Source organism: Actinokineospora lacus (assembly GCF_053813445.1).
Genome location: NZ_JBQERA010000008.1, coordinates 216,249 through 237,585, shown reverse-complemented (window position 1 = coordinate 237,585; position 21,337 = coordinate 216,249). Strand labels below are relative to the sequence as shown.

22 protein-coding genes are annotated in these 21,337 nt (G+C 71.4%); 11 read left to right on the top strand and 11 right to left on the bottom strand.

Going from position 1 to position 21,337, the window contains the following annotated elements; translation table 11 throughout:
• Positions 1-87: 87 nt before the first annotated feature.
• The 4 genes from ACTG9Q_RS21500 to upp all read right to left on the bottom strand — a co-directional run bounded on the left by ACTG9Q_RS21500 (position 88) and on the right by upp (position 2,562).
• Positions 88-612 carry a DUF3558 family protein gene (locus ACTG9Q_RS21500; protein WP_455574762.1) on the bottom strand — a complete coding sequence of 175 codons (525 nt, stop codon included), beginning with the start codon at positions 610-612 and terminating at the stop codon, positions 88-90.
• 14 nt (positions 613-626) lie between these two features.
• Positions 627-1,571 carry a hypothetical protein gene (locus tag ACTG9Q_RS21495; RefSeq protein ID WP_455574632.1) on the bottom strand — a complete coding sequence of 315 codons (945 nt, stop codon included), beginning with the start codon at positions 1,569-1,571 and terminating at the stop codon, positions 627-629.
• Between the two features lie 14 nt (positions 1,572-1,585).
• Complete coding sequence (locus tag ACTG9Q_RS21490) at positions 1,586-1,828, bottom strand: hypothetical protein (protein ID WP_455574631.1); 243 nt, start codon at positions 1,826-1,828, stop codon at positions 1,586-1,588.
• 110 nt (positions 1,829-1,938) lie between these two features.
• On the bottom strand, positions 1,939-2,562 hold the full coding sequence (gene upp / locus ACTG9Q_RS21485) for a uracil phosphoribosyltransferase (RefSeq protein WP_455574630.1): 624 nt from the start codon (positions 2,560-2,562) through the stop codon (positions 1,939-1,941).
• A 183-nt stretch (positions 2,563-2,745) separates the two neighbouring features.
• On the opposite strand from upp, the gene ACTG9Q_RS21480 reads away from it, so the two are divergent.
• From ACTG9Q_RS21480 to ACTG9Q_RS21440, 9 genes are all read left to right on the top strand, one after another.
• On the top strand, positions 2,746-3,387 hold the full coding sequence (locus ACTG9Q_RS21480) for a DUF1707 SHOCT-like domain-containing protein (RefSeq protein ID WP_455574629.1): 642 nt from the start codon (positions 2,746-2,748) through the stop codon (positions 3,385-3,387).
• A gap of 19 nt (positions 3,388-3,406) precedes the next feature.
• Positions 3,407-4,378: a deoxyribose-phosphate aldolase gene (gene deoC / locus ACTG9Q_RS21475; protein WP_455574628.1), complete on the top strand. Its 972-nt coding sequence runs from the start codon at positions 3,407-3,409 to the stop codon at positions 4,376-4,378.
• A gap of 5 nt (positions 4,379-4,383) precedes the next feature.
• Positions 4,384-5,814 (top strand): aldehyde dehydrogenase family protein, encoded by a 1,431-nt coding sequence (locus ACTG9Q_RS21470; protein WP_455574627.1) that lies wholly within the window; start codon positions 4,384-4,386, stop codon positions 5,812-5,814.
• A complete protein-coding gene (locus ACTG9Q_RS21465) occupies positions 5,807-6,667 on the top strand; it encodes an aldehyde dehydrogenase family protein (protein WP_455574626.1) in 861 nt (286 codons plus the stop codon). The genes ACTG9Q_RS21470 and ACTG9Q_RS21465 overlap by 8 nt, the downstream gene beginning before the upstream one ends.
• Positions 6,668-6,726: 59 nt before the next feature.
• On the top strand, positions 6,727-7,056 hold the full coding sequence (locus ACTG9Q_RS21460; RefSeq protein ID WP_455574625.1) for a hypothetical protein: 330 nt from the start codon (positions 6,727-6,729) through the stop codon (positions 7,054-7,056).
• Entirely contained in the window at positions 7,053-8,159 is a 1,107-nt protein-coding gene (locus ACTG9Q_RS21455; RefSeq protein WP_455574624.1) for a bifunctional WXG100 family type VII secretion target/C40 family peptidase, read from the top strand. Before ACTG9Q_RS21460 ends, ACTG9Q_RS21455 begins: the two co-directional genes overlap by 4 nt.
• A 21-nt stretch (positions 8,160-8,180) precedes the next feature.
• Positions 8,181-8,564, top strand: coding sequence for a YbaB/EbfC family nucleoid-associated protein (locus tag ACTG9Q_RS21450; RefSeq protein WP_455574623.1), 384 nt, complete (start codon positions 8,181-8,183; stop codon positions 8,562-8,564).
• Positions 8,561-9,091, top strand: a complete 531-nt coding sequence (locus tag ACTG9Q_RS21445) for a YbaB/EbfC family nucleoid-associated protein (RefSeq protein ID WP_455574622.1) — start codon at positions 8,561-8,563, stop codon at positions 9,089-9,091. Before ACTG9Q_RS21450 ends, ACTG9Q_RS21445 begins: the two co-directional genes overlap by 4 nt.
• Before the next feature lie 99 nt (positions 9,092-9,190).
• A complete protein-coding gene (locus ACTG9Q_RS21440; RefSeq protein ID WP_455574621.1) occupies positions 9,191-10,441 on the top strand; it encodes a primosomal protein in 1,251 nt (416 codons plus the stop codon).
• Positions 10,442-10,465: 24 nt separating this feature from the next.
• Here ACTG9Q_RS21440 and ACTG9Q_RS21435 read toward each other — a convergent pair whose 3' ends face one another.
• Positions 10,466-11,560, bottom strand: coding sequence for an adenosine deaminase (locus ACTG9Q_RS21435; RefSeq protein WP_455574620.1), 1,095 nt, complete (start codon positions 11,558-11,560; stop codon positions 10,466-10,468).
• A 247-nt stretch (positions 11,561-11,807) separates the two neighbouring features.
• Here ACTG9Q_RS21435 and ACTG9Q_RS21430 point away from each other — a divergent pair, with 247 nt between their 5' ends.
• The gene (locus ACTG9Q_RS21430) at positions 11,808-13,100 is read left to right on the top strand and encodes a hypothetical protein (RefSeq protein WP_455574761.1); all 1,293 of its coding nucleotides are present in this window, start codon (positions 11,808-11,810) and stop codon (positions 13,098-13,100) included.
• 228 nt (positions 13,101-13,328) lie between these two features.
• Here ACTG9Q_RS21430 and ACTG9Q_RS21425 read toward each other — a convergent pair whose 3' ends face one another.
• Positions 13,329-14,780: an MFS transporter gene (locus tag ACTG9Q_RS21425; protein ID WP_455574619.1), complete on the bottom strand. Its 1,452-nt coding sequence runs from the start codon at positions 14,778-14,780 to the stop codon at positions 13,329-13,331.
• Positions 14,781-14,950: 170 nt separating this feature from the next.
• Between ACTG9Q_RS21425 and ACTG9Q_RS21420 the strand changes: the two genes are divergently transcribed.
• Positions 14,951-15,685, top strand: coding sequence for a TetR/AcrR family transcriptional regulator (locus ACTG9Q_RS21420; RefSeq protein ID WP_455574618.1), 735 nt, complete (start codon positions 14,951-14,953; stop codon positions 15,683-15,685).
• Between the two features lie 12 nt (positions 15,686-15,697).
• On the opposite strand, the gene ACTG9Q_RS21415 is transcribed toward ACTG9Q_RS21420, so the two are convergent.
• The 5 genes from ACTG9Q_RS21415 to ACTG9Q_RS21395 are packed head-to-tail and all read right to left on the bottom strand — an operon-like array spanning position 15,698 to position 21,258.
• Positions 15,698-16,972: a thymidine phosphorylase gene (locus tag ACTG9Q_RS21415; RefSeq protein ID WP_455574617.1), complete on the bottom strand. Its 1,275-nt coding sequence runs from the start codon at positions 16,970-16,972 to the stop codon at positions 15,698-15,700.
• Positions 16,973-16,977: 5 nt separating this feature from the next.
• Positions 16,978-17,361 (bottom strand): cytidine deaminase, encoded by a 384-nt coding sequence (locus ACTG9Q_RS21410; protein ID WP_455574616.1) that lies wholly within the window; start codon positions 17,359-17,361, stop codon positions 16,978-16,980.
• A complete protein-coding gene (locus tag ACTG9Q_RS21405) occupies positions 17,358-18,611 on the bottom strand; it encodes an ABC transporter permease (RefSeq protein ID WP_455574615.1) in 1,254 nt (417 codons plus the stop codon). The genes ACTG9Q_RS21410 and ACTG9Q_RS21405 overlap by 4 nt, the downstream gene beginning before the upstream one ends.
• The gene (locus ACTG9Q_RS21400) at positions 18,608-19,720 is read right to left on the bottom strand and encodes an ABC transporter permease (RefSeq protein WP_455574614.1); all 1,113 of its coding nucleotides are present in this window, start codon (positions 19,718-19,720) and stop codon (positions 18,608-18,610) included. Before ACTG9Q_RS21400 ends, ACTG9Q_RS21405 begins: the two co-directional genes overlap by 4 nt.
• On the bottom strand, positions 19,717-21,258 hold the full coding sequence (locus ACTG9Q_RS21395) for an ABC transporter ATP-binding protein (RefSeq protein ID WP_455574613.1): 1,542 nt from the start codon (positions 21,256-21,258) through the stop codon (positions 19,717-19,719). The genes ACTG9Q_RS21400 and ACTG9Q_RS21395 overlap by 4 nt, the downstream gene beginning before the upstream one ends.
• Between the last annotated feature and the right edge of the window lie 79 nt (positions 21,259-21,337).

The following is a 21,337-nucleotide window of genomic DNA, read 5'->3' as shown; positions in this document are numbered from 1 at the left end:
GAATAAGTACGACGACCTCGACACACTGGTCACCAGCCCTGTCCCGACCGTGCGTACCTCCCATACTCAGGAGGACTCGCCACGCCCTCAGCTCTCACGTACTCGCCCAGCGAGGTGCTCGGCCACCGTGCGGGCGCCCCCGCAGGCATCGAGGGTCTGGTCAAGGGCACCGTAGATCACGCTGAACCCTTGGTTCGGCGACGTCTTCACAGCGATGTCGCACACGTGGTCAGGTTGAACCGCCACCGCTATCGCCGGAAACCCGTCGATCTCGACCACTTGGGCTTCCGGGTGGTCGTAATTTTTCTCCAAAGGATCGTTCTCACGCTCGACGCTGATACCGAGACCGATTCCGGACATCCCGTCTTCTTCCCACCTGCAGACATGGAGGCCATCACTGGTGTACTCGACGCCCTCGACATCGACATTCAATGGACCACGGATTTCACTGCCGACAAGGTCGCACGGATCTACTGCCAACAATGGCTTCACATCCAACGATTCGTTGATGGTGGGAGGAGCCGTCAGCGTGGTTGGCGTGGACTCCGTGGTGGTGGGCAGAGGCAAGTCGTCCTGCGGTCCTCCACATGCCGTGAGGCCGACTAGCGCCACAAGGACGAGCCCCTTCACTGCGCACCCAATCGCCTGGTCACGATACTTTTTGGGTCAGGTTCCCGTTCCGCTGCCCGTCGTTTCTCCACCGCTGACCCAAACTCCTCGGACGGCCGATAGTCGCTCGCGAACTGTTCGTATCGGAAATCCGGACTGGAAGGACTGTATGATGCCGGAAGCGGCCTCAGCAATGCGACCGACTCCCTACCCATCGCTGCCATCTGCCGATCAAGCCACTGCTCAATCTGAAGCATCGCATCCTCGAAATCACGACGCAGCATGTCCCGACCTCTTGTGTACGCCTCGACAACTTGCACGGCCCCGGACGTCTTGAGGTCGATCTCAAGTTCTGTCGCCGTCACGTTGACCAATCCCTGAATGCCGCCCTTCAGCAGTTCGGCCGGACTGTTGCTGAACATTTCCAGAACACTATTGATCACGGTAGCGGAGCGCTTGATGTCGGCTTCTGCCGTTCGCACCTCTTGCGCGGCCATTTCCTGGTCACAGGCGACGATCGCGCCCTCGGCGAGTTCACGGAAGTTCTGCCTGACCCGGACGCTGACCGCGAAGGCCATGCCCATCGCCAGGAACGCCCGCTCGGCCAGCTCAGCGTGGTCGGTCAGGTAGTACTCGATGAACTTCATCTGGTCGTGGAAGCGGTCCGCTGCCTCGCCTGTCCAGTTGACGGCAAGGGACGTGGCCGCCTGGTCGATGTCCGCCCTCGCCTGCTGGTCCTCGCCCAGGGCGCTCCGCACGCCGCGCATGCGCTCGGATTCGTCGATGATCTTCTGGGGGTCCAGGGTGGCGAAGTCCATCGCGTCGAGGAGCACCGATTCGACGAGGGTGGCGTCGTGGTTGGGGCCGAAGCCGCCGACGCTGCCGATCTCGGCTTTGGCGTACATCTCCACGATCTTCTGGCCCAGGCGGTGGGCCACCATGCCGAGTTCGGTGTCGGTCACCCAGCCTGTCGCGGTCACTGGCCGTCGGCCCGCCGGTAGAGCTCGATGATCTCGGTGAGCACGTGGGCGGTCTCGTCGATGCGTTCAGCGCCGAGCCACAGGCGGGTGCCGATCATGTCGGTGAACCGCGCGTAGGCGTGTTCCATCGGGTAAACCGCGCCGAACGTGCCCGGGCCCTCCAGACCCTCGTGCGCCGTGACGACCGCGCGCTGGGCGCGCAGGGCTTCGGCCACGGCGGGCAGGGTGTGGTGTGCCACGGGCGCGAGCACGTCCAGCTCGGCCTTGAAAGATCCCCCAGGTGATGTCACACGGAGAAGGACGGGAACCCCCGCGCGGGGGTTCCCGCTCTCACCGGATCGGCGTACGGCTAAACGGCCCCGTACTGGCGGTCACCGGCGTCGCCCAGGCCCGGGACGATGAAGCCGGAGTCGTTGAGGCGTTCGTCGATGCTCGCCGTCACCAGGCGGACCGGCAGTCCGGATTCGGCCAGGTGCTTGACGCCTTCCGGGGCGGCCAAGACGCAGATCGCGGTGACGTCTGTCGCGCCGCGTTCGACCAGCAGGCGGATCGTGTACGCCATTGAGCCGCCGGTGGCGAGCATCGGGTCCAGCACGAAGACCGGGCGGTCGGCCAGGGAGTCCGGCAGCGACTCCATGTACGGCGTCGGCGCCAGGGTCTCCTCGTCGCGGGCCAGGCCGACGAAGCCCATCTGGGCCTCGGGGATCAGGCGGTGGGCCTGGTCGGCCATGCCCAGGCCTGCGCGCAGGACCGGCACCAGCAGCGGCGGGTTGGCCAGCCAGTGGCCCTCCGTGCGCGCGACCGGGGTGTGGATGCGCTCGGTGCGCAGCGGGGCGTCGCGGGTGGCCTCGTAGACCAGCATGACCGTCAGCTCGTGCAGGGCGGAGCGGAAGGTGGCGTTGTCGGTCCGCGCGTCCCGCATGACGGTGAGGCGGGACTTGGCCAAGGGGTGGTCGACCGTGCGCACGTCCATGACGCGGGAATCTAGTCGCGGACGGCGGCGACCGCGAACATGGTCACGCACATGCGGAAGCCGCCGGGGACACGGCGCCGGATCTCCGCCCGCCGAGCCCGTCGACCGGTTTCCGGAGGTGGGCGGCGGGGTGCCTTGGCGATGCCCGGACGGTGGCCCCTCCCGTCGCGCTACTCTCCCCGTGTGAGTGATGTGCCCGCTGTCCCCGGCCCGCACGAGATGCGCGCGTCCAATGCCGACCGGGAGCGCTTCGCCAAGGTTCTGCACGACGCGATGGCCGAGGGCAGGCTCACCGTGGGTGAGCTGGAGGAACGCCTCGACCAGGTCTACGCCGCGAAGACCTTCGGCGAACTGCAGCCGGTCATCCGCGACCTGCCCGCCCACCAGCAGCTGCCCGCCACCCAGCTGATCCCGGCGTCGGTGAACAGCCCGCGCGTCGGCGGCCGCGGCACCTCCTCCAGCGCCATCGCGATCCTGTCCGGGTCCGACCGCAAGGGCCCGTGGACGATCCCGCCCACCTTCTCCGCCGTGGCCGTCATGGGCGGGGTGCTGATCGACCTGTCCCAGGCCACCTTCGAGTCCCGCGAGACCGTCATCCAGGCGTTCGCCCTGATGGGCGGCGTCGAGATCCGGGTGCCCGAGGGCGTCACCGTGCACGTCACCGGCGCGGGCTTCATGGGCGGTTTCGAGAACAAGGTCACCACCCACGGCGGGCCCACCGGACCCGTCGTCCGGGTCACCGGCTTCGCGATGATGGGCGGCGTCGAGGTCAAGCCCCTCCGCAAGCGCAAGGACAAGAAGCGCCGCGACGAGATCGAGGACTGACCGGCCTAGACTCGGGCGCATGTCCGACCAGACAGCGCTGTCCGCGGGTACCCCACCGCCGGAGTTCGCCGACGCCACCCGTGACGAGACCGCGCTGCGGAGATTCCTGCACGGGCTGCCCGGCGTCGACCAGGTGGGAGTCGAGCAGCGGGCGGCGGGGCTGGCCACGCGCAGCATCAAGAAGGACAGCAAGCGCTGGGCCATCGACACCGCGATCTCCATGGTCGACCTGACCACCCTCGAAGGCGCCGACACCGAGGGCAAGGTGCGCTCCCTGTGCGCCAAGGCCCGCAGGCCCGACCCGGAGTTCCCCGACGTGCCGCACGTCGGCGCCGTCTGCGTCTACCCGGACATGGTCGCCACCGCGGTCCGGGAGCTCGACGGCACCGGCGTCGGCATCGCCAGCGTCGCCACCGCCTTCCCCTCGGGGCGCTCCAGCCGCGCGGTCAAGCTCGCCGACACCAAGCTGGCCGTCGACGCGGGCGCCACCGAGATCGACATGGTGATCGACCGGGGCGCGTTCCTCTCCGGCCGCTACGGCCAGGTCTACGAGGAGATCCAGGCGATCAAGGCGGCCTGCGGCGACGCCCACCTGAAGGTCATCCTGGAGACCGGCGAGCTGGCCACCTACGACAACGTCCGCCGCGCCTCCTGGCTGGCCATGCTCGCGGGCGGCGACTTCATCAAGACCTCCACCGGCAAGGTCAGCCCGGCGGCGACCCTGCCGGTCACCCACGTGATGCTCCAGGCCGTCCACGACTGGCACGACGCCACCGGGGAGCACCGCGGCGTCAAGCCCGCGGGCGGCATCCGCACCACCAAGGACGCGATCCGCTACCTGGTGGCGGTGCGCGAGGTGGCGGGCCCGGCCTGGCTCGTCCCGCACCTGTTCCGCTTCGGCGCCTCCAGCCTGCTCAACGACCTGCTGATGCAGCGCCGCACCCAACTCGCGGGCCACTACAGCGGCCCCGACTACGTAACGGTGGACTGAGAACCATGACCTGGGACTACGCTCCCGCGCCGGAGTCGCGGGCGATCGCGAACCTCAAGCCGAGCTACCGGATGTTCGTCGACGGACAGTTCACCGAGGGCGAGGGCGAGCCGCTGAAGTCGGTCAACCCGGCCACCGAGGAAGTCCTCGCCGAGGTCTCGACCGCGAGCCCGAACGACGTCGACCGGGCCGTCAAGGCCGCCAGGCGCGCCCAGGAGAAGACCTGGGGCCGGATGCCCGGCGCCGAGCGCGCCAAGTACATCTACCGGATCGCCCGGATGATCGCCGAGCGCTCCCGCGAGCTGGCCGTGCTGGAGAGCCTCGACAACGGCAAGCCCATCAGGGAAGCCCGCGACGTGGACGTGCCCACCGCGTCGGCGCACTTCTTCTACCACGCGGGCTGGGCCGACAAGCTCGACTACGCGGGCTACGGCCCGAACCCGCGGCCGCTGGGCGTGGCGGGCCAGGTCATCCCGTGGAACTTCCCGCTGCTGATGGCTTCCTGGAAGATCGCGCCCGCGCTGGCCTGCGGCAACACCGTCGTGCTCAAGCCCGCCGAGACCACCCCGCTCACCGCGCTGGTCCTCGCCGAGATCATCCAGCAGGCCGAGCTGCCCCCCGGCGTGGTCAACATCCTGCCCGGCGCGGGCGACGTCGGCGCCGAGCTGGTCAACCACCCGGGCGTGGACAAGGTGGCGTTCACCGGGTCCACCGAGGTCGGCAAGGTCATCCAGCGGTCGCTGGCGGGCACGGGCAGGAAGCTGACCCTGGAGCTGGGCGGCAAGGCGGCCAACGTGGTCTTCGACGACGCCCCGCTCGACCAGGCCGTCGAGGGCATCGTCAACGGCATCTTCTTCAACCAGGGCCACGTGTGCTGCGCGGGCTCGCGCCTGCTGGTGCAGGAGTCGGTGGCCGAGGAGCTGCTGGCCAAGCTGCGCACCAGGATCTCCACCCTGCGCGTCGGCGACCCGCTGGACAAGAACACCGATGTGGGCGCCATCAACTCCGGCGAGCAGCTGGGCAAGATCCGCGAGCTGGTCGCCTCCGGCGACGCCGAGGGCGCCGAGCGCTGGACCTCGCCGTGCCCCCTGCCGGAGAAGGGCTTCTTCTTCGCCCCCACGGTGTTCGCCGGGGTCAGCCAGGCCATGCGGATCGCCCGGGAGGAGATCTTCGGGCCGGTGCTGTCGGTGCTGACCTTCCGCACGCCCGACGAGGCCGTCGCCAAGGCCAACAACACCCCCTACGGGCTCTCCGCCGGGATCTGGACCGACAAGGGGTCCCGCATCCTGTGGATGGCCGACCGGCTGCGCGCAGGCGTGGTGTGGGCCAACACGTTCAACCGGTTCGACCCGACCGCGCCGTTCGGCGGGTACCAGGAGTCGGGCTTCGGCCGCGAGGGCGGCCGCGCGGGTCTGGAGGCGTACCTCGATGTCTGATCGGCTGACGGTGTCCAAGACGTACAAGCTCTACCTCGGCGGGGCGTTCCCGCGCTCGGAGTCCGGCCGCACCTACCCGGTCGCCGACGCGCGCGGGCGGTTCCTGGCCAACGCCGCGCAGGCCTCGCGCAAGGACGTCCGGGAGGCGGTCGTGGCCGCCCGGGGCGCGTTCGGCAAGTGGTCGCGCGCCACGGCGTACAACCGGGGCCAGGTGCTCTACCGGGTCGCGGAGATCATGGAGGGGCGCAGGGAGCAGTTCTGCGCCGAGGTCGCCGCGGGTGAGGGCGTGCAGGCCAAGCGCGCCGCCGCGCTGGTCGACGCCGCGATCGACCGGTGGGTCTGGTACGCGGGGTGGACCGACAAGATCACCACCGTGCTGGGCGCGGCCAACCCGGTCGCGGGGCCGTACTTCTCCTTCTCCGTGCCGGAGCCGACCGGGGTCGTCGGGGTGCTGGCGCCGCAGAAGTCCTCGCTGCTGGGCCTGGTCAGCGTGCTGGCGCCGGTGCTGGCCACCGGGTGCGCGGCCGTGGTGCTGACCAGCCAGGACCGGCCGCTGCCCGCGATCACCCTCGGCGAGGTGCTGGCCACCTCCGACGTGCCCGGCGGGGTCGTCAACCTGCTCACCGGCCACACCGCGGAACTGGCCCCCTGGCTGGCCGCGCACGCCGACGTCAACGCCCTGGACCTGGTGGGCGTCGCGCCCGAGCAGCGCGCCGACCTGGAGCAGGCGGCGGCGGGCACGGTCAAGCGCGTGCTGCGCGCGGCCGAGCCCGACTGGGCCGCCGAGCCGGGCATGACCCGGCTGCGGGCATTCCTCGAAACCAAGACCGTGTGGCACCCGATGGGTGTGTAATCGAAGGGAGCCAGCGCGGCCGGGCGTGCGTCCAACGCCCGACTAGAGGGGAGTCGCTGATGAGCGAGTCGGACGTCGGGGGGTACCGCGGGGAGGCGGAGTCCTTCCACGCCTACACCGCCGGGATGCGGCCACTGGCCGAGCAGCTGCGGGGGGCCGCGGGCGGGGACCTGGACTTCGCCGACGGGGCGTTCTCCAAGATCGGCGACGAGGTCGGCCTGTCCGCGGCGCTGCGCGCGGCCGGGCAGCGCCAGGTGCGGGGCGTGCGCGGCCTGGCCGACAGCTACGGCGGCACCGCGGCGGCCGTGGCCAACACGTGGACCAACTTCGAGGGCGTCGAGGACGACGAGGCCCGCAACCTGCGCCGCGCCGCCGGTGAGCCGACGTGACCGCCCGCGACCTGCTGGAGCCGATGATCCAGCCCGCCGCGACCGCCCAGCGCCACCTGGCCACCGACGACACCGCCATCGACAGGGTGGGCACGGGGCACGGCACCATCGCCTCCACTGTGGACACCGTCGGGCATGACGCCGACCGGCACGCGTCCTCGCTGCGCTCGGGGTGGACGGGTCAAGGCGCCGTGCGCCACCAGGACGACGTCGCGAGCCAGGCGACCTCCAGCCGCGCGCTGTCGACCTACAGCGCCGACGTGCGGGCCGCGGTGCGCGAGGCCGGGGAGGTCCTCAAGGTCGGCCAGAAGGTCAACCAGGACCAGATCGACGAGTTCAACCGCCGCGCCGCCGAGCTGCTCTCCGCCGCCGCGGCGCTGCGCCAGGCGGGCGATTCCGCCGGGGCGCAGCGAAAGCTGGCCGAGCTGGCGAAGTACGCCGGGCAGCTGACCGGCGACACCTCGCGCAACCTCGACCAGGTCATGAACCAGCTCGGCGCCGTGGTCTCCCGCCTGACCGGCGACTCGGGCTCGACGTCGACGTCCTCGGCGACCACGACCGCGCCGCCCGCCGCCTACAACGACCGCTCCGGTGGAGGCGGCGGTGGTGGTGGCGGTGGCTCTGGTGGTGGCGGTGGCGGGGGCTACAGCGGCGGCACGGTCACCAAGCGGCGCCTGCCGGTGGCGATCCCGCCCCAGCCGGGCACCGGCGTCATGGTCAACCTCCCCGACGGCAGCTCCGTCGAGGCCCCCAACGAGACCGCCGCCCGCGCCGTCCGGGCCGCCCTGTCCCAGCTGGGCGTGCCGTACGTGTGGGGCGGGACCTCGCCCGGGGTCGGCCTGGACTGCTCCGGCCTGACCCAGTTCGCCTACGGCGAGGGCGGCCTGGAGATCCCTAGGACCTCCCGCGAGCAGGACATCGGCGCCGAGGTCCCCTCCGCCGACCAGCTCCTGCCCGGCGACCTGGTCTGCTGGGAGGGCCACGTGGCCATGTACATCGGCAACGGCCAGATCGTCGAGGCGGGCGACCCCGTCCAGGTGGGCCCGCTGCGCACGACCAACTCCGGCATGCCCTTCGTCGGCTTCTACCGCCCGACGGGCTGATCTCGGCCGTAAGGTGGGGACGTGGAAATCGACATCGACCACGAGCTGGACTCCGTGGCGCGCAAGGTCGAGCGGACCAGGGCCGAGGCGCGGGAGCAGACCGATCGGCTCGGGCCGGTCAGCGGCCGGGCCGCCAACGGCGACGGGTCCGTGTCGGTCGAGGTCCGGCCCGGCGGGCTGCCCACCGACATCGTGATCACCCCGCGCGCGCTGCGGCTGGGCGCCGACGCGGTGGCCGCCCAGGTCATGGCCGTCGCCGCCCACGCCACCCGCCGCGCGGGCGGGGCGATGTACGCCGCCCTCGCGCCCGTCCTCGGGCCGGGGGGCGAGAAGCACCTCACGTCCCTGGGCTACGAGCCCGTCGAGGACGACGACGCCGACTACGACAACCCCCTCGCCCGATGAACGAGCGCGTCCCGGTGGAGCGCACCACCCAGCAGCTCATCGACGACGGCCGCGCCCGCCAGGAGGCGTTGGCAGGCGTCGAGAAAATCCTGGAAGAAGTCCGCGGCACCGCCCACGACGAGTACCAGACCGTCCGCGTCACCGTCGACGGCCGCGGCAGGCTCCTGGACCTGTGGCTGCGCCAGGACGCCGTCCGCTGGGGCGCCGACCTGGGCCGCGTGATCGTCCACGTCGCCCACGCCGCGATGGACGACGCCACGCAGGCGGGCTACAACCGGCTGGCCCCGCTGCTCGGCGACAACCTGACCTACGCCATGGAGCTGGTCTCCGGCCACGCCGCCCCGGCCCGCCGCGAGGCCCGCCCCGGCATCACCGCCGAGGAGTTCCAGCGCCGCCGCGACGAGCGGATGGCCCAGCAGCACCAGCAGCAGCGTCCTGGCAGGCGGGAGCCCGATCCGCGCACCGACGAGTTCGACCCGGAGGACCCGCTGTCCTTCGACGTGTCGTTCCTGCGCTCGGACAGGTGATGGACCCCCAAAGAACTCGGTGGGTCCCTACGTTCGTCCGTGTGATCCTTACCCCGTAGGCTGCCGACGCACCCGGCTGCTCGACCAGGAGGACCTCCCATGGCTCAGGACATCGTCCCCATTGAGCTGGGGTTGCCACAGGGCGACCTCGTCACCCTGTGGGCGCCGCGCTGGCGGGAGGGTGGTGAGGAGTGGGAAGCCTTCCTCGGCCACGAGGAGGACCTCTACGCCTTCCCCGACCCCGCCCACCTCGCCGCCTTCGTGCGCACCGCCGAGGACCACGACCTCATCGACCACCCGGCGTGGAACCACGTGCCCGCCCTGACCGTGGCCGAGCTGATGCCCGCCGAGGCCCACCAGTACGACCTGGTCGGCGTGCCGGAGCTGGTGGCCGAGGAGCCCGACACCTGGACCATCGGCGAACTGGCCGAGATCGTTTCCATCGTCCGCTCGCTGGCCGACGTCTGCGAGCTCGACGAGGTGCACGAGATCCTCGACTCCGCCGACGGGTTCGCCGTGCTCGACCAGGGCACCTACCCGTTCACCGGCCGCGAGGGCGAGCGGCTGTGGAACGACCTGGCCAAGACCGTCGTGGACAAGTGGGACGACCTGCTCGACGCGCTGGACTCCGTGGTCACCGTCCCCGAGGTCACCGGCCCCGAGCTGGACAAGGCCGCGGGCGAGCTGGCCGTCCTGCAGGCCGAGGCCGAGGCCGCGGCGGCCAAGGAGGACGACGACGAGGAAGGCGACGCCGAGACCACCGACGAGGAGGCCGAGGCCGCCGACGACGCCCCGGTCGGCTTCTGGGCCGAGGTCGGCATCGACCCCATCAAGATCATCTCCGACGGCTCGGAGTACTACACCCTGCGCTGCTACCTCGACGACAAGCCGATCTTCCTCGGCTCCGAGGGCCGGATCGACGTCACCACCTCGGCCAACAAGCTCGCCAAGTACCTCGCGGTCGGCGACTTCGCCGACAACGACCTCGCCGAGGTCTCCACCTGGGACGAGGTCGCGGCCAAGGCCACCGACGGCAGCCTCGACGTGACCGTCGACGAGGACAACACCTACGTCCTGCAGGGCCTGGCCGAAGACCTCGCCGAGGGCATGGACGCCGTCGACCCCGTCCAGCTCGACCTCGCCGTCGAACTGCTCTCCGACGCCGCCGAGTGGGCCGAGGACGACAGCGTCGCCACCGCGCTCAACCAGTCCGAGAGCCTGGGCTGGCTGGTCTCGTTCATCCTCGCCCCCGACCCGACCCGGCTGGCCCCCAGCCCGCCCTTCGACGCGGAGTCCGCGGCGTGGGCGAAGCTGGTGCAGAACTTCGAGGACCGGCTCCAGACCCGCTAGCCCTGGGTCATCAGCCCTGGCCCATCAGTTCTGGGCCATCAGCGCGGCGTAGCCGGGCTTGACGACGGTGTTGATGATCTCCAGCCGGTCCGCGAAATCGATGAAGGACGACTTCATCGCGTTCACCGTGAACCACTGGAGATCCGCCCAGTCGTAGCCGAACGCGTCGACGAGCGCGGCCATCTCGCTGGAGACCGTGCACCCGCTCATCAAGCGGTTGTCGGTGTTGACCGTCACCCGGAAACGCAGCCGGGCGAGTAGTCCGATCGGGTGGTCTTTGATCGTGGTCGCCGCGCCCGTCTGAATGTTGGACGTGGGGCACATCTCCAGCGGGATGCGGCGGTCGCGGACGTAGCTCGCCAGCCTGCCCAGGTGCACCGTCCCGTCGGCGTCGACCTTGATGTCGTCGACGATCCGCACGCCGTGGCCCAGGCGCTCGGCGCCGCAGTGCTGCAGGGCCTCCCAGATCGACGGCAGGCCGAACGCCTCACCGGCGTGGATGGTGAAGTGCGCGTTCTGCTGGCGCAGGTACTCGAAGGCGTCGAGGTTGCGGGTGGGCGGGAAGCCCGCCTCCGGCCCGGCGATGTCGAAGCCGACCACGCCCGCGTCGCGGTAGCGCACGGCCAGCTCGGCGATCTCCAGCGAGCGGGCGTTCTGGCGCATCGCGCACAGCAGCGTCCCGACCCTGATGCGCCTGCCCGCCGCCGCGACCCGGCGCTCGCCCTCCCGGAAGCCCTCCTGGACGGCCTCCACGATCCGGTCGAGGCCCAGGCCGTTGGCGGTGAACAACTCCGGCGCGTAGCGGACCTCGGCGTAGACGACCCCGTCGGCCGCGAGGTCCTCCACGCACTCGGCGGCCACCCTGACCAGGGCGGACTCGTCCTGCATCACCCCGCAGGTATGGGCGAAGCCCTCCAGGTAGCGCTCCAGCGAGCCGGAGTCGGCCGAGTCGCGGAACCACTGGCCGAGGCGGGTGGCGTCATCATGGGGCAGGTCACGGTAGCCGCAGGCGTCGGCCAGTTCCAGGACGGTCGCGGGCCGCAGGCCCCCGTCGAGGTGGTCGTGCAGCAGGACTTTGGGAGCTTGGCGGATCGTGTCCGCGGTGAGCGGGGTCGACATGTCAACACGGTACTCACCGCTGGGCGTTACCCGATCGGGTAGCAGCCTGATCACGTAAGGTGGACGCAAGCGTCGGGAATGATGCGCCGAACGGCTCAACTAAGCGTGTCACGAACCCGGCAACCACAACGGGTGGTGTAGGGACGACTTCCCCCAGTGGTTAGGCTGCCTCTCGTCTCCACATCCCCTCCCCAGGACGAAGGTCACCTCCGTGAACGAAAACAACCACACGGTGTCGTTCGACCGGATGCGCAATATGCTCACGCGCGCGGCCGAGATCCGTGAGAGCGAACAGCAGCAGATCTTCGACGCACTGGACGAGATCCACGCGCGGCTGTCGCCCCTGGAGTCGATCGGGGCTGTGCGCAAGCGGCTGTCGGAGATGCCCGACCGCTCGGAGACCACGGTGCTGGCCGAGCGCCTGGACGCCGCGCTGCGCAAGCTGGAGGCCCAGGACGCGGCCATCGCCTCGATCGGCAGGGCCGTCGAGAGCATCGTCGACAAGCTGGCGACCCCGTTCGCCCAGCTCGACGGCCGCCTGGACGGCGTCGCGGGCCGCTTCGAGGGCGTCGCGGGGCGGATGGACGGCCTGGAGGACAAGCTCTCCAACATCCACCGCCGCATCGACGAGCTCGACCACCACCTGGACAAGCAGGACGGCAGGCTGGAGCAGCTGCCCAGCGCCGTCCACGGCCCGGTGCGCGAGCGCGTGGACATCATGGAGACCGCGCTGCGCGGTCGGCTCGACGAGGTCGACGAGGGCGTGCACGAGCACCTCGACGGCACCAAGGACGCCCTGGCCCGCCTGGTCACCGAGACCGGCGACGCGGTGAGCGGCAAGGTCGCCGCAGGCACCGACGCCGTCACCGGCCGGGTGTCCGACGCGCAGACCAAGCTGACCGAGGCGACCACGTCGGTCGAGGCCCGCGTCGGCGAGGCCAACGACACCCTGCACGCCAAGCTCGACACCGCCGCCGCCGCGCTGGAGGACACCCGCGCCTCGCTGGGCTCCTCGCTCGGCGAGAGCCGCGACGCCGTGCACGGCAAGCTGGACCAGGCCACCAACGCCCTGCGCGAGGCGCTGCGGGAGACCCAGGAGACCGTCGACGCCAGCGACCGGCTGGAGTCCCTCGCCCAGCGCCTCGAGCGGGTCACCAGCCGCCTGGACGAGATGGCCACCCGCATCGACGCGGTGGAGGACGGCTTCACCGGCAAGATCGGCGAGCTGAGCGGCACGATCCGCCAGGAGTTCAGCAAGGTCGACGCCACGCTGCACAAGCAGCCGGACTCGACGTCGGTGGAGTCGCTGGTGCGCAGGAGCAACGAGCAGTCGGTCCGCGAGATCGGCGGGCACCTGGACGAGGCGATGGCCACCTTCGCCGAGCTGATGATGGGCGGCGGCCAGTCCGCCCCGCCCCCGCCGACCACCCTCCCCCGCCAGAGCCCGCGCCGCCGCACCAACGGCAGCAAGCCCACCAAGGCCATCGACAAGCGCGAGGACGAGTCCGAGGACAGCAACGACATCGCCGCTGGCGCGTAACACAGCCGCCTGACACAGCCGCACTGCCGAGAGGGGCGCGTTCCCACGGGAACGCGCCCCTCTCGCGCACCACGACGGCGATGGCCACACGGCGGGCGGCACGGCGAGACCAGCACCCAGAGCAGTGCGAGTCCCGCCGTCCCGTCCAGCGCGGGCACTCAGGTCAGCGCCGTTCCTTCGTTCTGACCCGGCACCCAGAGCAGCACCGTTTCCGGTTCTGACCGGCGCTCAGGGCTGTGCCGGTTCCTTTGTCTTGACCGGCGCGGGCACTCCGCGCAGCGCTCGGTACGCGGGCACCACGAGGAGCAGGACCAGGGCCGCCCCGGCGAGCGCGGTCGTCGTGAGCCCGTCGGTGAACGCCTCGCGGGCAGCGGCGAGCAGCGGGCCGCCGTCGGGCAGGGTCCCGGCGACCGCCGTGGCGCCGCCCAGCGTGTCCCGCGCGGCATCGGCCGCTTCGGCGGGCAGGCCGGTGACGGCGTCGGCCATCTGCCGGTAGTACACCGCCGCGCCGACCGTGCCCAGCACGGCCATGCCCAGCGCGGCGCCCAGCTCGGTGCCCGTCTCCGCGATCGCCGAGGCCGCGCCCGCCCGCTCCGGCGGCGCGGAGGTGAGGATGCGGTCGCCGGTCAGCATCGTCGTCGCCAGGACACCCGCGCCCACCAGGCCGGAGCCGATGAGCACGACCAGCAGCGACGACGATACCTCCACAAAGGACACGACCACGAAGCCCGAGGCCAGCACGACGAGCCCGGCGGCCACCAGCGGCGCGACGCGGACCTTCTGCGCCAGGACCGCCGAGACCGTCATGGCGACCCCGATGACCGGCACCACCGCCAGCGACCACAGCGCCGCCTCGAACGGCCGCATCCCCAGCACCAGCTGGATGTACTGGTTGGTGAACAGGGTGATCCCGATGAAGCAGAACATCGCCACCACGTTGATCCCGACGGACGCGCCGAACGTGCGGTCCCGGAACAGCGTCAGGTCCAGCAGCGGGTGCTCGACGCGCCGCTGCCTGCGGACGAACACCACCCCCAGCGCCAGCCCGGCGACCAGCGCCGCGGCGGGCAGCGCCTCGACCCCCTCCACCGCGAGCTTCTTCATCCCGTACACCGCGCCGAGGACGGCGGCCGCCGAGAGCACCGCGCCGGGGTAGTCGAAGCGGCCCGAGGGCGGCGACACCGACTCCGGCAGCAGGATCGGGCCGAGCACCAGCAGCAGCGCCATCGCGGGCAGGTTGATCAGGAACGCCGAGCCCCACCAGAAGAACTCCAGCAGCAGCCCGCCGACGATCGGGCCGAGGAACGCCCCGGCGGTCACGCCGCCGGTCCAGGCCGCGATGGCGGTCTTGCGCTGGGCGTCGTCGGGGAACAGGGTGCGGATCAGCGACAGGGTGGACGGCATCAGCGTCGCGCCCGCCAGCCCCAGCAGGCCGCGGGAGACGATCAGCAGCTCCGCCGTCGGCGCGTACGCCGCGGCGACCGAGGCGGCGCTGAAGGCCGCCGCCCCGACGAACAGCAGCCTGCGCCGCCCGATGCGGTCCCCCACCGCGCCCATCGTGATCAGCGCGCCCGCCAGCGTGAAGCCGTAGGCGTCCATGATCCACAGCTGCTCGGTGCCACTGGGCCCCAGGTCGGCGCTGATGAAGGGCAGGGCGAAGAACAGGACACTGATGTCCATGGAAATCAGCAGACACGGCAGGACCAGGACGGCCAACCCGGCCCACTCCCGCCGTCCGGCGCGAACGTTCATGACGAACCCCCTCTAACTGCGTATCGCCTACGCACTACCGCGTAGGTTATACGCAGTGAAGCGGCGGGGAGTCAACCCGCGACTAGACTGCGGTCCATATGAGTGAGAGCGAACTGCCCGGCTACCTCGCCGCGGCGTGGGGCCTGCGGGAGCGGCCCAGCCGCGGCCCCAAGCCCGGCCTGACCCGGGCGGGCATCGTCGCCGCGGCGGTCGCCCTGGCCGACGCCGAGGGGCTGGCCGCCCTGTCGATGAGCCGGATCGCCGCCGAGCTGGGCACCAAGCCCATGTCCCTCTACCGCTACGTCGAGTCCAAGGACGAGCTGATCGTCCTGATGATCGAGGGCGCGGGCGGCGAGCCCCCCGTCATCGCCACCGACCACTGGCGCACCGGCCTGGCCGAGTGGGCGTGGACGTACCTGGCCATGCTGCGCGCCCACCCGTGGGTTCTGCAGGTCCCGATCACCGGCCCGCCCGCGACCCCGAACCAGTTGCTGTGGCTGGAATCGGGCCTGCGCGCCATGGTGGACACCAACCTGACGCCCGGCGAGAAGCTGTCCGTGGTCCTGCTGCTCAGCGGCTACGTCCGCAACGCCGCCACGCTGGACGCCGACCTCGCCGCCCACAACGACGACTCCACCGCCATGATGGTCCACTACGGCGGTCTCCTGGCCCGCCTGGTCCGCCCGGCGAGCTACCCCGAGCTGTCCAAGCTGATCAGCGCGGGCGTCTTCACCGACGAGGACGAGGAGCCCGACGCCGACTTCACCTTCGGCCTCGAGCGCATCCTCGACGGCATCGAGCACTTCACCCAGGCGCGGGCATCGACCGAATAACGGTGTTCGGCGTCAGCCGCGCACGGTTTCCAGCACCAGCGGGCCGGGTGACGGCGCCGAGTCGGCGATCCGAAAGGCGCCTTCCAGGGCCGCCAAGGCGCCCGCGACGGCGTCCGGGGTGTCGGTGCGCAGCTCCAGGACGGGCTCGCCCGCGCGCACGGCGTCGCCGGGCTTGGCCAGGCAGATGACGCCCGCGGCGGCCTGCACCGGGTCCTCCTTGCGGGCCCGCCCGGCGCCCAGGCGCCAGGCGGCGACACCGACCGCGTAGGCGTCCAGGGAGGCCAGCACGCCGTCGGCGGACGCGGTCACGGTGTGCACGTGCGACGCCGAGGGCAACGGAGCGTCCGGGTCGCCGCCCTGGGCGCGGATCATGCGCTCCCACACCGCGTACGCCTCGCCCGAGGCGAGCACCGCGGCCGGGTCCACATCGGACAGGCCGGCCAGGGCCAGCATCTCGCGGGCCAGCGCCACCGTCAGCTCGACCACGTCGGCCGGGCCGCCGCCGCGCAGGACCTCCACCGATTCGGCGATCTCCACGGCGTTGCCGACCGCCCGTCCCAGCGGGACCGACATGTCCGTGATCAGCGCGGAGACCTTCAACCCGTGCGCCACGCCGATGTCCACCAGGGCCGAGGCCAGCGCGGAGGCGTCCGCGCGCGTCTTCATGAACGCCCCGGACCCGCACTTGACGTCCAGCACCAGCGCGTCGGCGCCCTCGGCGATCTTCTTGCTCATGATCGAGCTGGCGATCAGCGGGATGGACTCCACCGTCCCGGTGACGTCGCGCAGCGCGTACAGCTTGCGGTCGGCCGGGGCCAGGCCCTCCGTCGCCGCGCACACCACCGCGCCGACGGAGTCCAGCTGCGCCATGATCTCCGAAGTGGACAGTCGGGCGCGCCAGCCGGGGATGGCCTCCAGCTTGTCCAGGGTCCCGCCGGTGTGCCCGAGGCCCCGCCCGGAGAGCTGCGGCACCGCCGCCCCGCACGCGGCCACCAGCGGCGCCAGCGGCAGCGTGATCTTGTCGCCGACACCGCCGGTGGAGTGCTTGTCCACAGTGGGCCGGTCGACCCGCAGGTCCAGCGTCTCCCCCGAGGCGATCATCGCCGCGGTCCAGCGGGCGGTCTCGGCCGCGCTCATCCCGTTGAGGTAGACCGCCATGGCCAGCGCCGACATCTGCTCCTCGGCGACGGCGCCCCGGGTGTAGCCGTCGATGACCCAGTCGATCTGCTCGTCGGTCAGGCGAGCGCCGTCGCGCTTGGCGCGGATGATGTCTACAGCGGTGTGCACGGCGGTCACGGTAGCTGTTCGGGACCGAACGCATCAGGCAGGACTCGCGACATCGGCAGCGGGCCGGACGGGGTGTCGACCAGGCAGTCGGGACCGCCCAGCTCGTAGATCACTTGGCGGCAGCGCCCGCACGGCATGAGCAGCTCGCCCGTGCCGCTGCGGCACGCCAGCGCGACCAGCCTGCCGCCGCCGGTCAGCCGCAGCTGACCGGCCAGCGCGCACTCGGCGCACAGCCCGACGCCGTAGGAGGCGTTCTCGACGTTGCACCCGGTCACCACTCGCCCGTCGTCTACCAGGGCCGCCGCGCCGACCTGGAGCCCGGAGTACGGGCAGTAGGCCAGCGCGGCGGCCGAGACGGCCGCGGCGCGCAGCGCGTCCCAGTCGGTCACTTGCCCTGCCCCCGCCGGTAGACCTCGCCGATGGCGCGCGGCGCGCGCAACCGCTGCGAGGCCAGCGCCAGCACCAGGATCGTCACCACGTACGGCGCGGCCCCGACCAGCTCCGGCGGGATGCCGTCGCTGCTGAAGTACCACCAGCCGAACAGCACCCCGATCACCGCGGAGACACCGGAGAGCACGGGCGCGCCCAGCCGGTACTGCCACACCGCGACCGCCACCAGCGCGATCGCCAGCAGCAGCAACAAGGCGTGCACGGCGAGCGAGCCGCGCAGGGCCAGCGCGTCGGTGTAGCCGAACAGCCCGGCGCCGGTGGCCAGCCCGCCGGGCCGCCAGTTGCCGAAGATCATCGCGGCCAGGCCGATGAAGCCGCGCCCACCGGTCTGCCCGTCGCGGAACTGCCCCGAGGTGACCGCCAGGATCGCCCCGCCGAGCCCGGCGAAGGCCCCGGAGGCGACGACCGCGATGTACTTGTACTTGTAGATGTTGACCCCGAGGGACTCCCCCGCGATCGGCGCCTCGCCGCACGAGCGCAGCCGCAGCCCGAACGGCGTCTTCCACAGCACGTAGCCCGAGCCGACGATCAGCAGCACGGCCAGGATCGTCAGCAGCGACACCTGCGTGGTCAGCCCGCGCAGGATGCCCGCCAGGTCGGAGACGAAGAACCAGCCCTTGGCCTCGATGGAGCCCAGCAGGTCCGGCAGGCCGGGGATGGACACCTTCTCGGCGTCCTCGATCCGGGGGGACTGCTTCTGCCCGCCGCCGGGGGCGTCGGAGAAGAACTGCTTGGACAGGAACAGCGCCGCGCCCGGGGCCAGCAGGTTGATCGCGACACCGGAGATGATGTGGTCGACGCCGAAGGTCACCGTGGCCACCGCGTGCAGCGCGCCGCCGAGCACGCCCAGCAGCAGGCCGAACACCACGCCCGCCCACGGACCCCACTGGTAGCCCGCGTACCCGGCGCCGAAGGTGCCCAGCACCATCATGCCCTCAAGACCGATGTTGATCACGCCCGCGCGCTCGGCCCACATGCCCGCCAGCGCGGCCATCGCGATCGGCACGGCCGCGGTCAGCGCGGCCTGCACGCTGCCGGTCGAGGTCAGGTCGCCCGCCCCGGTGATCACCCGGACCGCGGAGAGCACCAGCAGCGCGCCCAGCGCGATCAGGGCCACGGTCATCGCCGAGCGCTTGGACCGCTTCGCCTGCGGCGCGGTCCGCACGTCCACGTTCAGTCCCCCGCTCATGCCGACACCCCCACCTTGGTCGTGCCCAGCGCCTTGCCGACGTCGCGTTGCTCGGCGCGGACGCGGTAGCGGCGGACCAGCTCGTAGGCCACGACGACGGACAGCACGACGACGCCCTGCATGATCAGCACGATCTCGCGCGGCACGCCGGAGACGTCCAGCGAGGTCGAGGAGTTGTCCAGGAACCCCCACAGCAGCGCGGCGAACGCCATGCCGATGGGGTGGTTGCGGCCGAGCAGCGCGACCGCGATGCCGATGAACCCGATGCCCGGCGGGAAGTCCAGCGAGTACGCGTGCGAGGAGCCCAGCAGCTGCGGCATCCCGATCAGGCCCGCCACCGCCCCGGACATCAGCATCGAGACCAGCACCATCTTCTTGACGCTGACCCCGCTGGCCACGGCGGCGGACTCGCTGAGCCCGGTCGCCTTGATCTCGAACCCGAGGCGGGTGCGGGAGAACAGGAACCAGTAGCCCACGCCGACGGCCGCGGCCAGGAACACCAGCCCGAACAGCGCCGAGGTGGACCCGGGGATCTCGATGCCGGGCACCTGCCCGCCCTCGGTGATCGGCACGGTGCCGATGTTGTTGGAGCCGGGCACGTCCTGGGCCAGCCGCGCCGGGTTGAGCAGGTAGGACACCAGGTAGGTGGCGATGGCGTTGAGCATGATCGTGGAGATCACCTCGCTGACGCCGCGGGTCACCTTCAGGAACGCGGCGATCCCGGCCCAGACCGCGCCGACCAGCATGGCCGCGACGATGGTCATGGCCACCCGCACGACCGAGGGCAGCGACTCCATGAACGCCGCCCCGGCCAGCGCCGCGGACAGCATCGCCGCCAGCCGGTACTGCCCGTCGACGCCGATGTTGAACAGCTTCATCCGGAAGCCGACGGCCACCGCGACCGCGGCGAGGTAGTACTGCATCGCGCTGTTGATCGAGTTGATCGAGGTGCGCGGGCGCTGCGCCGCGGCCACCATCGAGTCCACAGTGGTCACCGGCGAGTGCCCGGACACCACCAGGATCACCGCGCACACGAGCACCGAGAACAGCAGTGCCCCGAGCGGGGCGGCCAGTCCCAGCAGGACCGACCGCGCGGACAGGGTCCTCATTCGGCATCCCTCCCGGCGCCGGTCATCGCCGAGCCCAGGTCCTGGGGGGTGACGGTCGCGGGGTCGTAGTCGGCGACGAGGCGGCCGCGCAGGATCACGGCCAGGGTGTCGGACATGCCGATCAGCTCGTCGAGGTCGGCGGAGATGAGCAGCACGGCCAGGTGCTCGGCGCGGGCGCGGCGGATGTGGTCCCAGATCGCGGCCTGCGCGCCGACGTCCACCCCGCGCGTGGGGTGCGAGGCGATGAGCACGACGGGGTTGCCCGACATCTCCCGCCCGACGATCAGCTTCTGCTGGTTGCCGCCGGACAGGGCCGAGGCGTGCACGTCGATGCCCGGCGTGCGCACGTCGTACTCGGCGACGATGCGCTCGGTGTCGGCGCGGGCGCCGCGGCGGTCCAGCAGCGGGCCGCGGGCGTTGGGCTTGCTGCCCTGGTGGCCGAGGACGCGGTTCTCCCAGAGGGTGGCCTCCAGCAGCACGCCCTGGCGGTGGCGGTCCTCGGGGATGTAGCCCATGCCCGCCGCGCGCCGGGCCTTGGTGGGCGCGCCGGTGATGTCGGCGTCGGCCAGGTGCACGGTTCCGCGGTCCGGCCTGCGAATGCCCATCAGGCTCTCGACCAGCTCGGCCTGCCCGTTGCCCTCCACGCCCGCGATGCCCAGCACCTCACCGGCGTGGATGGTGAAGGAGATGCCTTCGAGCACCTTGCGGCCGTCCGCGCCGGTCAGCGTCAGGTCGCGCACCGTCAGCACCGGGCGGTCGGTCACCGTGGACTCGCGCAGCTCCGGCACCGGCAGCGCGCTGCCCACCATCAGCTCGGCGAGGTTGCGCGCGGTGGTCTCCTGGGGCGAGACGCTGGCCACGGTGGTGCCGCGGCGCATGACGGTGATGTCGTCGGCGACGGAGAGCACCTCGTCGAGCTTGTGGGAGATGAACAGGATCGTCAGGCCCTCGGCCTTGAGGTCGCGCAGGTTGCCGAAGAGCTCGTCCACTTCCTGCGGGACCAGCACGGCGGTCGGCTCGTCCAGGATCAGGATGCGCGCGCCGCGGTAGAGGACCTTGAGGATCTCCACCCGCTGGCGCTCGCCGACGCCGAGCTCGTCGACCAGCCGGTCGGGTTCGACGCCGAGGCCGTAGGAGTCGGAGATCTCCCTGATCCGCCTGCGCGCCGCGGCGAAGTCCAGGCCGAGGCCCGCGCGCGGCTCGTCGCCGAGGACGACGTTCTCCAGCACGGTCAGGTTGTCGGCGAGCATGAAGTGCTGGTGCACCATGCCGATCCCCGCTTTGATCGCGTCCGCGGGGGTGTGGAAGTCCACAGTGGACCCGTTCACGGCGATGGTGCCCTCGTCCGGGCGCTGCATCCCGTAGAGGATCTTCATGAGCGTGGACTTGCCCGCCCCGTTCTCCCCGACCAGCGCGTGCACCGTGCCCGCGCGGACGGCGATGTTCACATCGGAGTTGGCGACGACGCCGGGAAACCGCTTGGTGATCCCGGTCAGCTCGACGGCGAGGGCGGGGTCGCCGCCCGGTGGCTCTGACACGGCCGCATCCTAAGTTGGTGGCAGGGGAGCGAAAGGACCCGGGGCCGCTCGCGCGACTCACCCGGGTCCGTTCGAGGCG

Excerpts from the sequence above, each read along its gene's own strand:
- upp (WP_455574630.1), bottom strand. The coding sequence starts at position 2,562 with ATGGACGTGCGCACGGTCGACCACCCCTTGGCCAAGTCCCGCCTCACC.
- deoC (WP_455574628.1), top strand. The coding sequence starts at position 3,407 with ATGTCCGACCAGACAGCGCTGTCCGCGGGTACCCCACCGCCGGAGTTC.
- ACTG9Q_RS21470 (WP_455574627.1), top strand. The coding sequence starts at position 4,384 with ATGACCTGGGACTACGCTCCCGCGCCGGAGTCGCGGGCGATCGCGAAC.
- ACTG9Q_RS21465 (WP_455574626.1), top strand. The coding sequence starts at position 5,807 with ATGTCTGATCGGCTGACGGTGTCCAAGACGTACAAGCTCTACCTCGGC.
- ACTG9Q_RS21460 (WP_455574625.1), top strand. The coding sequence starts at position 6,727 with ATGAGCGAGTCGGACGTCGGGGGGTACCGCGGGGAGGCGGAGTCCTTC.
- ACTG9Q_RS21445 (WP_455574622.1), top strand. The coding sequence starts at position 8,561 with ATGAACGAGCGCGTCCCGGTGGAGCGCACCACCCAGCAGCTCATCGAC.
- ACTG9Q_RS21440 (WP_455574621.1), top strand. The coding sequence starts at position 9,191 with ATGGCTCAGGACATCGTCCCCATTGAGCTGGGGTTGCCACAGGGCGAC.
- ACTG9Q_RS21435 (WP_455574620.1), bottom strand. The coding sequence starts at position 11,560 with ATGTCGACCCCGCTCACCGCGGACACGATCCGCCAAGCTCCCAAAGTC.
- ACTG9Q_RS21430 (WP_455574761.1), top strand. The coding sequence starts at position 11,808 with ATGCGCAATATGCTCACGCGCGCGGCCGAGATCCGTGAGAGCGAACAG.
- ACTG9Q_RS21425 (WP_455574619.1), bottom strand. The coding sequence starts at position 14,780 with ATGGACATCAGTGTCCTGTTCTTCGCCCTGCCCTTCATCAGCGCCGAC.
- ACTG9Q_RS21420 (WP_455574618.1), top strand. The coding sequence starts at position 14,951 with ATGAGTGAGAGCGAACTGCCCGGCTACCTCGCCGCGGCGTGGGGCCTG.
- ACTG9Q_RS21405 (WP_455574615.1), bottom strand. The coding sequence starts at position 18,611 with ATGAGCGGGGGACTGAACGTGGACGTGCGGACCGCGCCGCAGGCGAAG.
- ACTG9Q_RS21400 (WP_455574614.1), bottom strand. The coding sequence starts at position 19,720 with ATGAGGACCCTGTCCGCGCGGTCGGTCCTGCTGGGACTGGCCGCCCCG.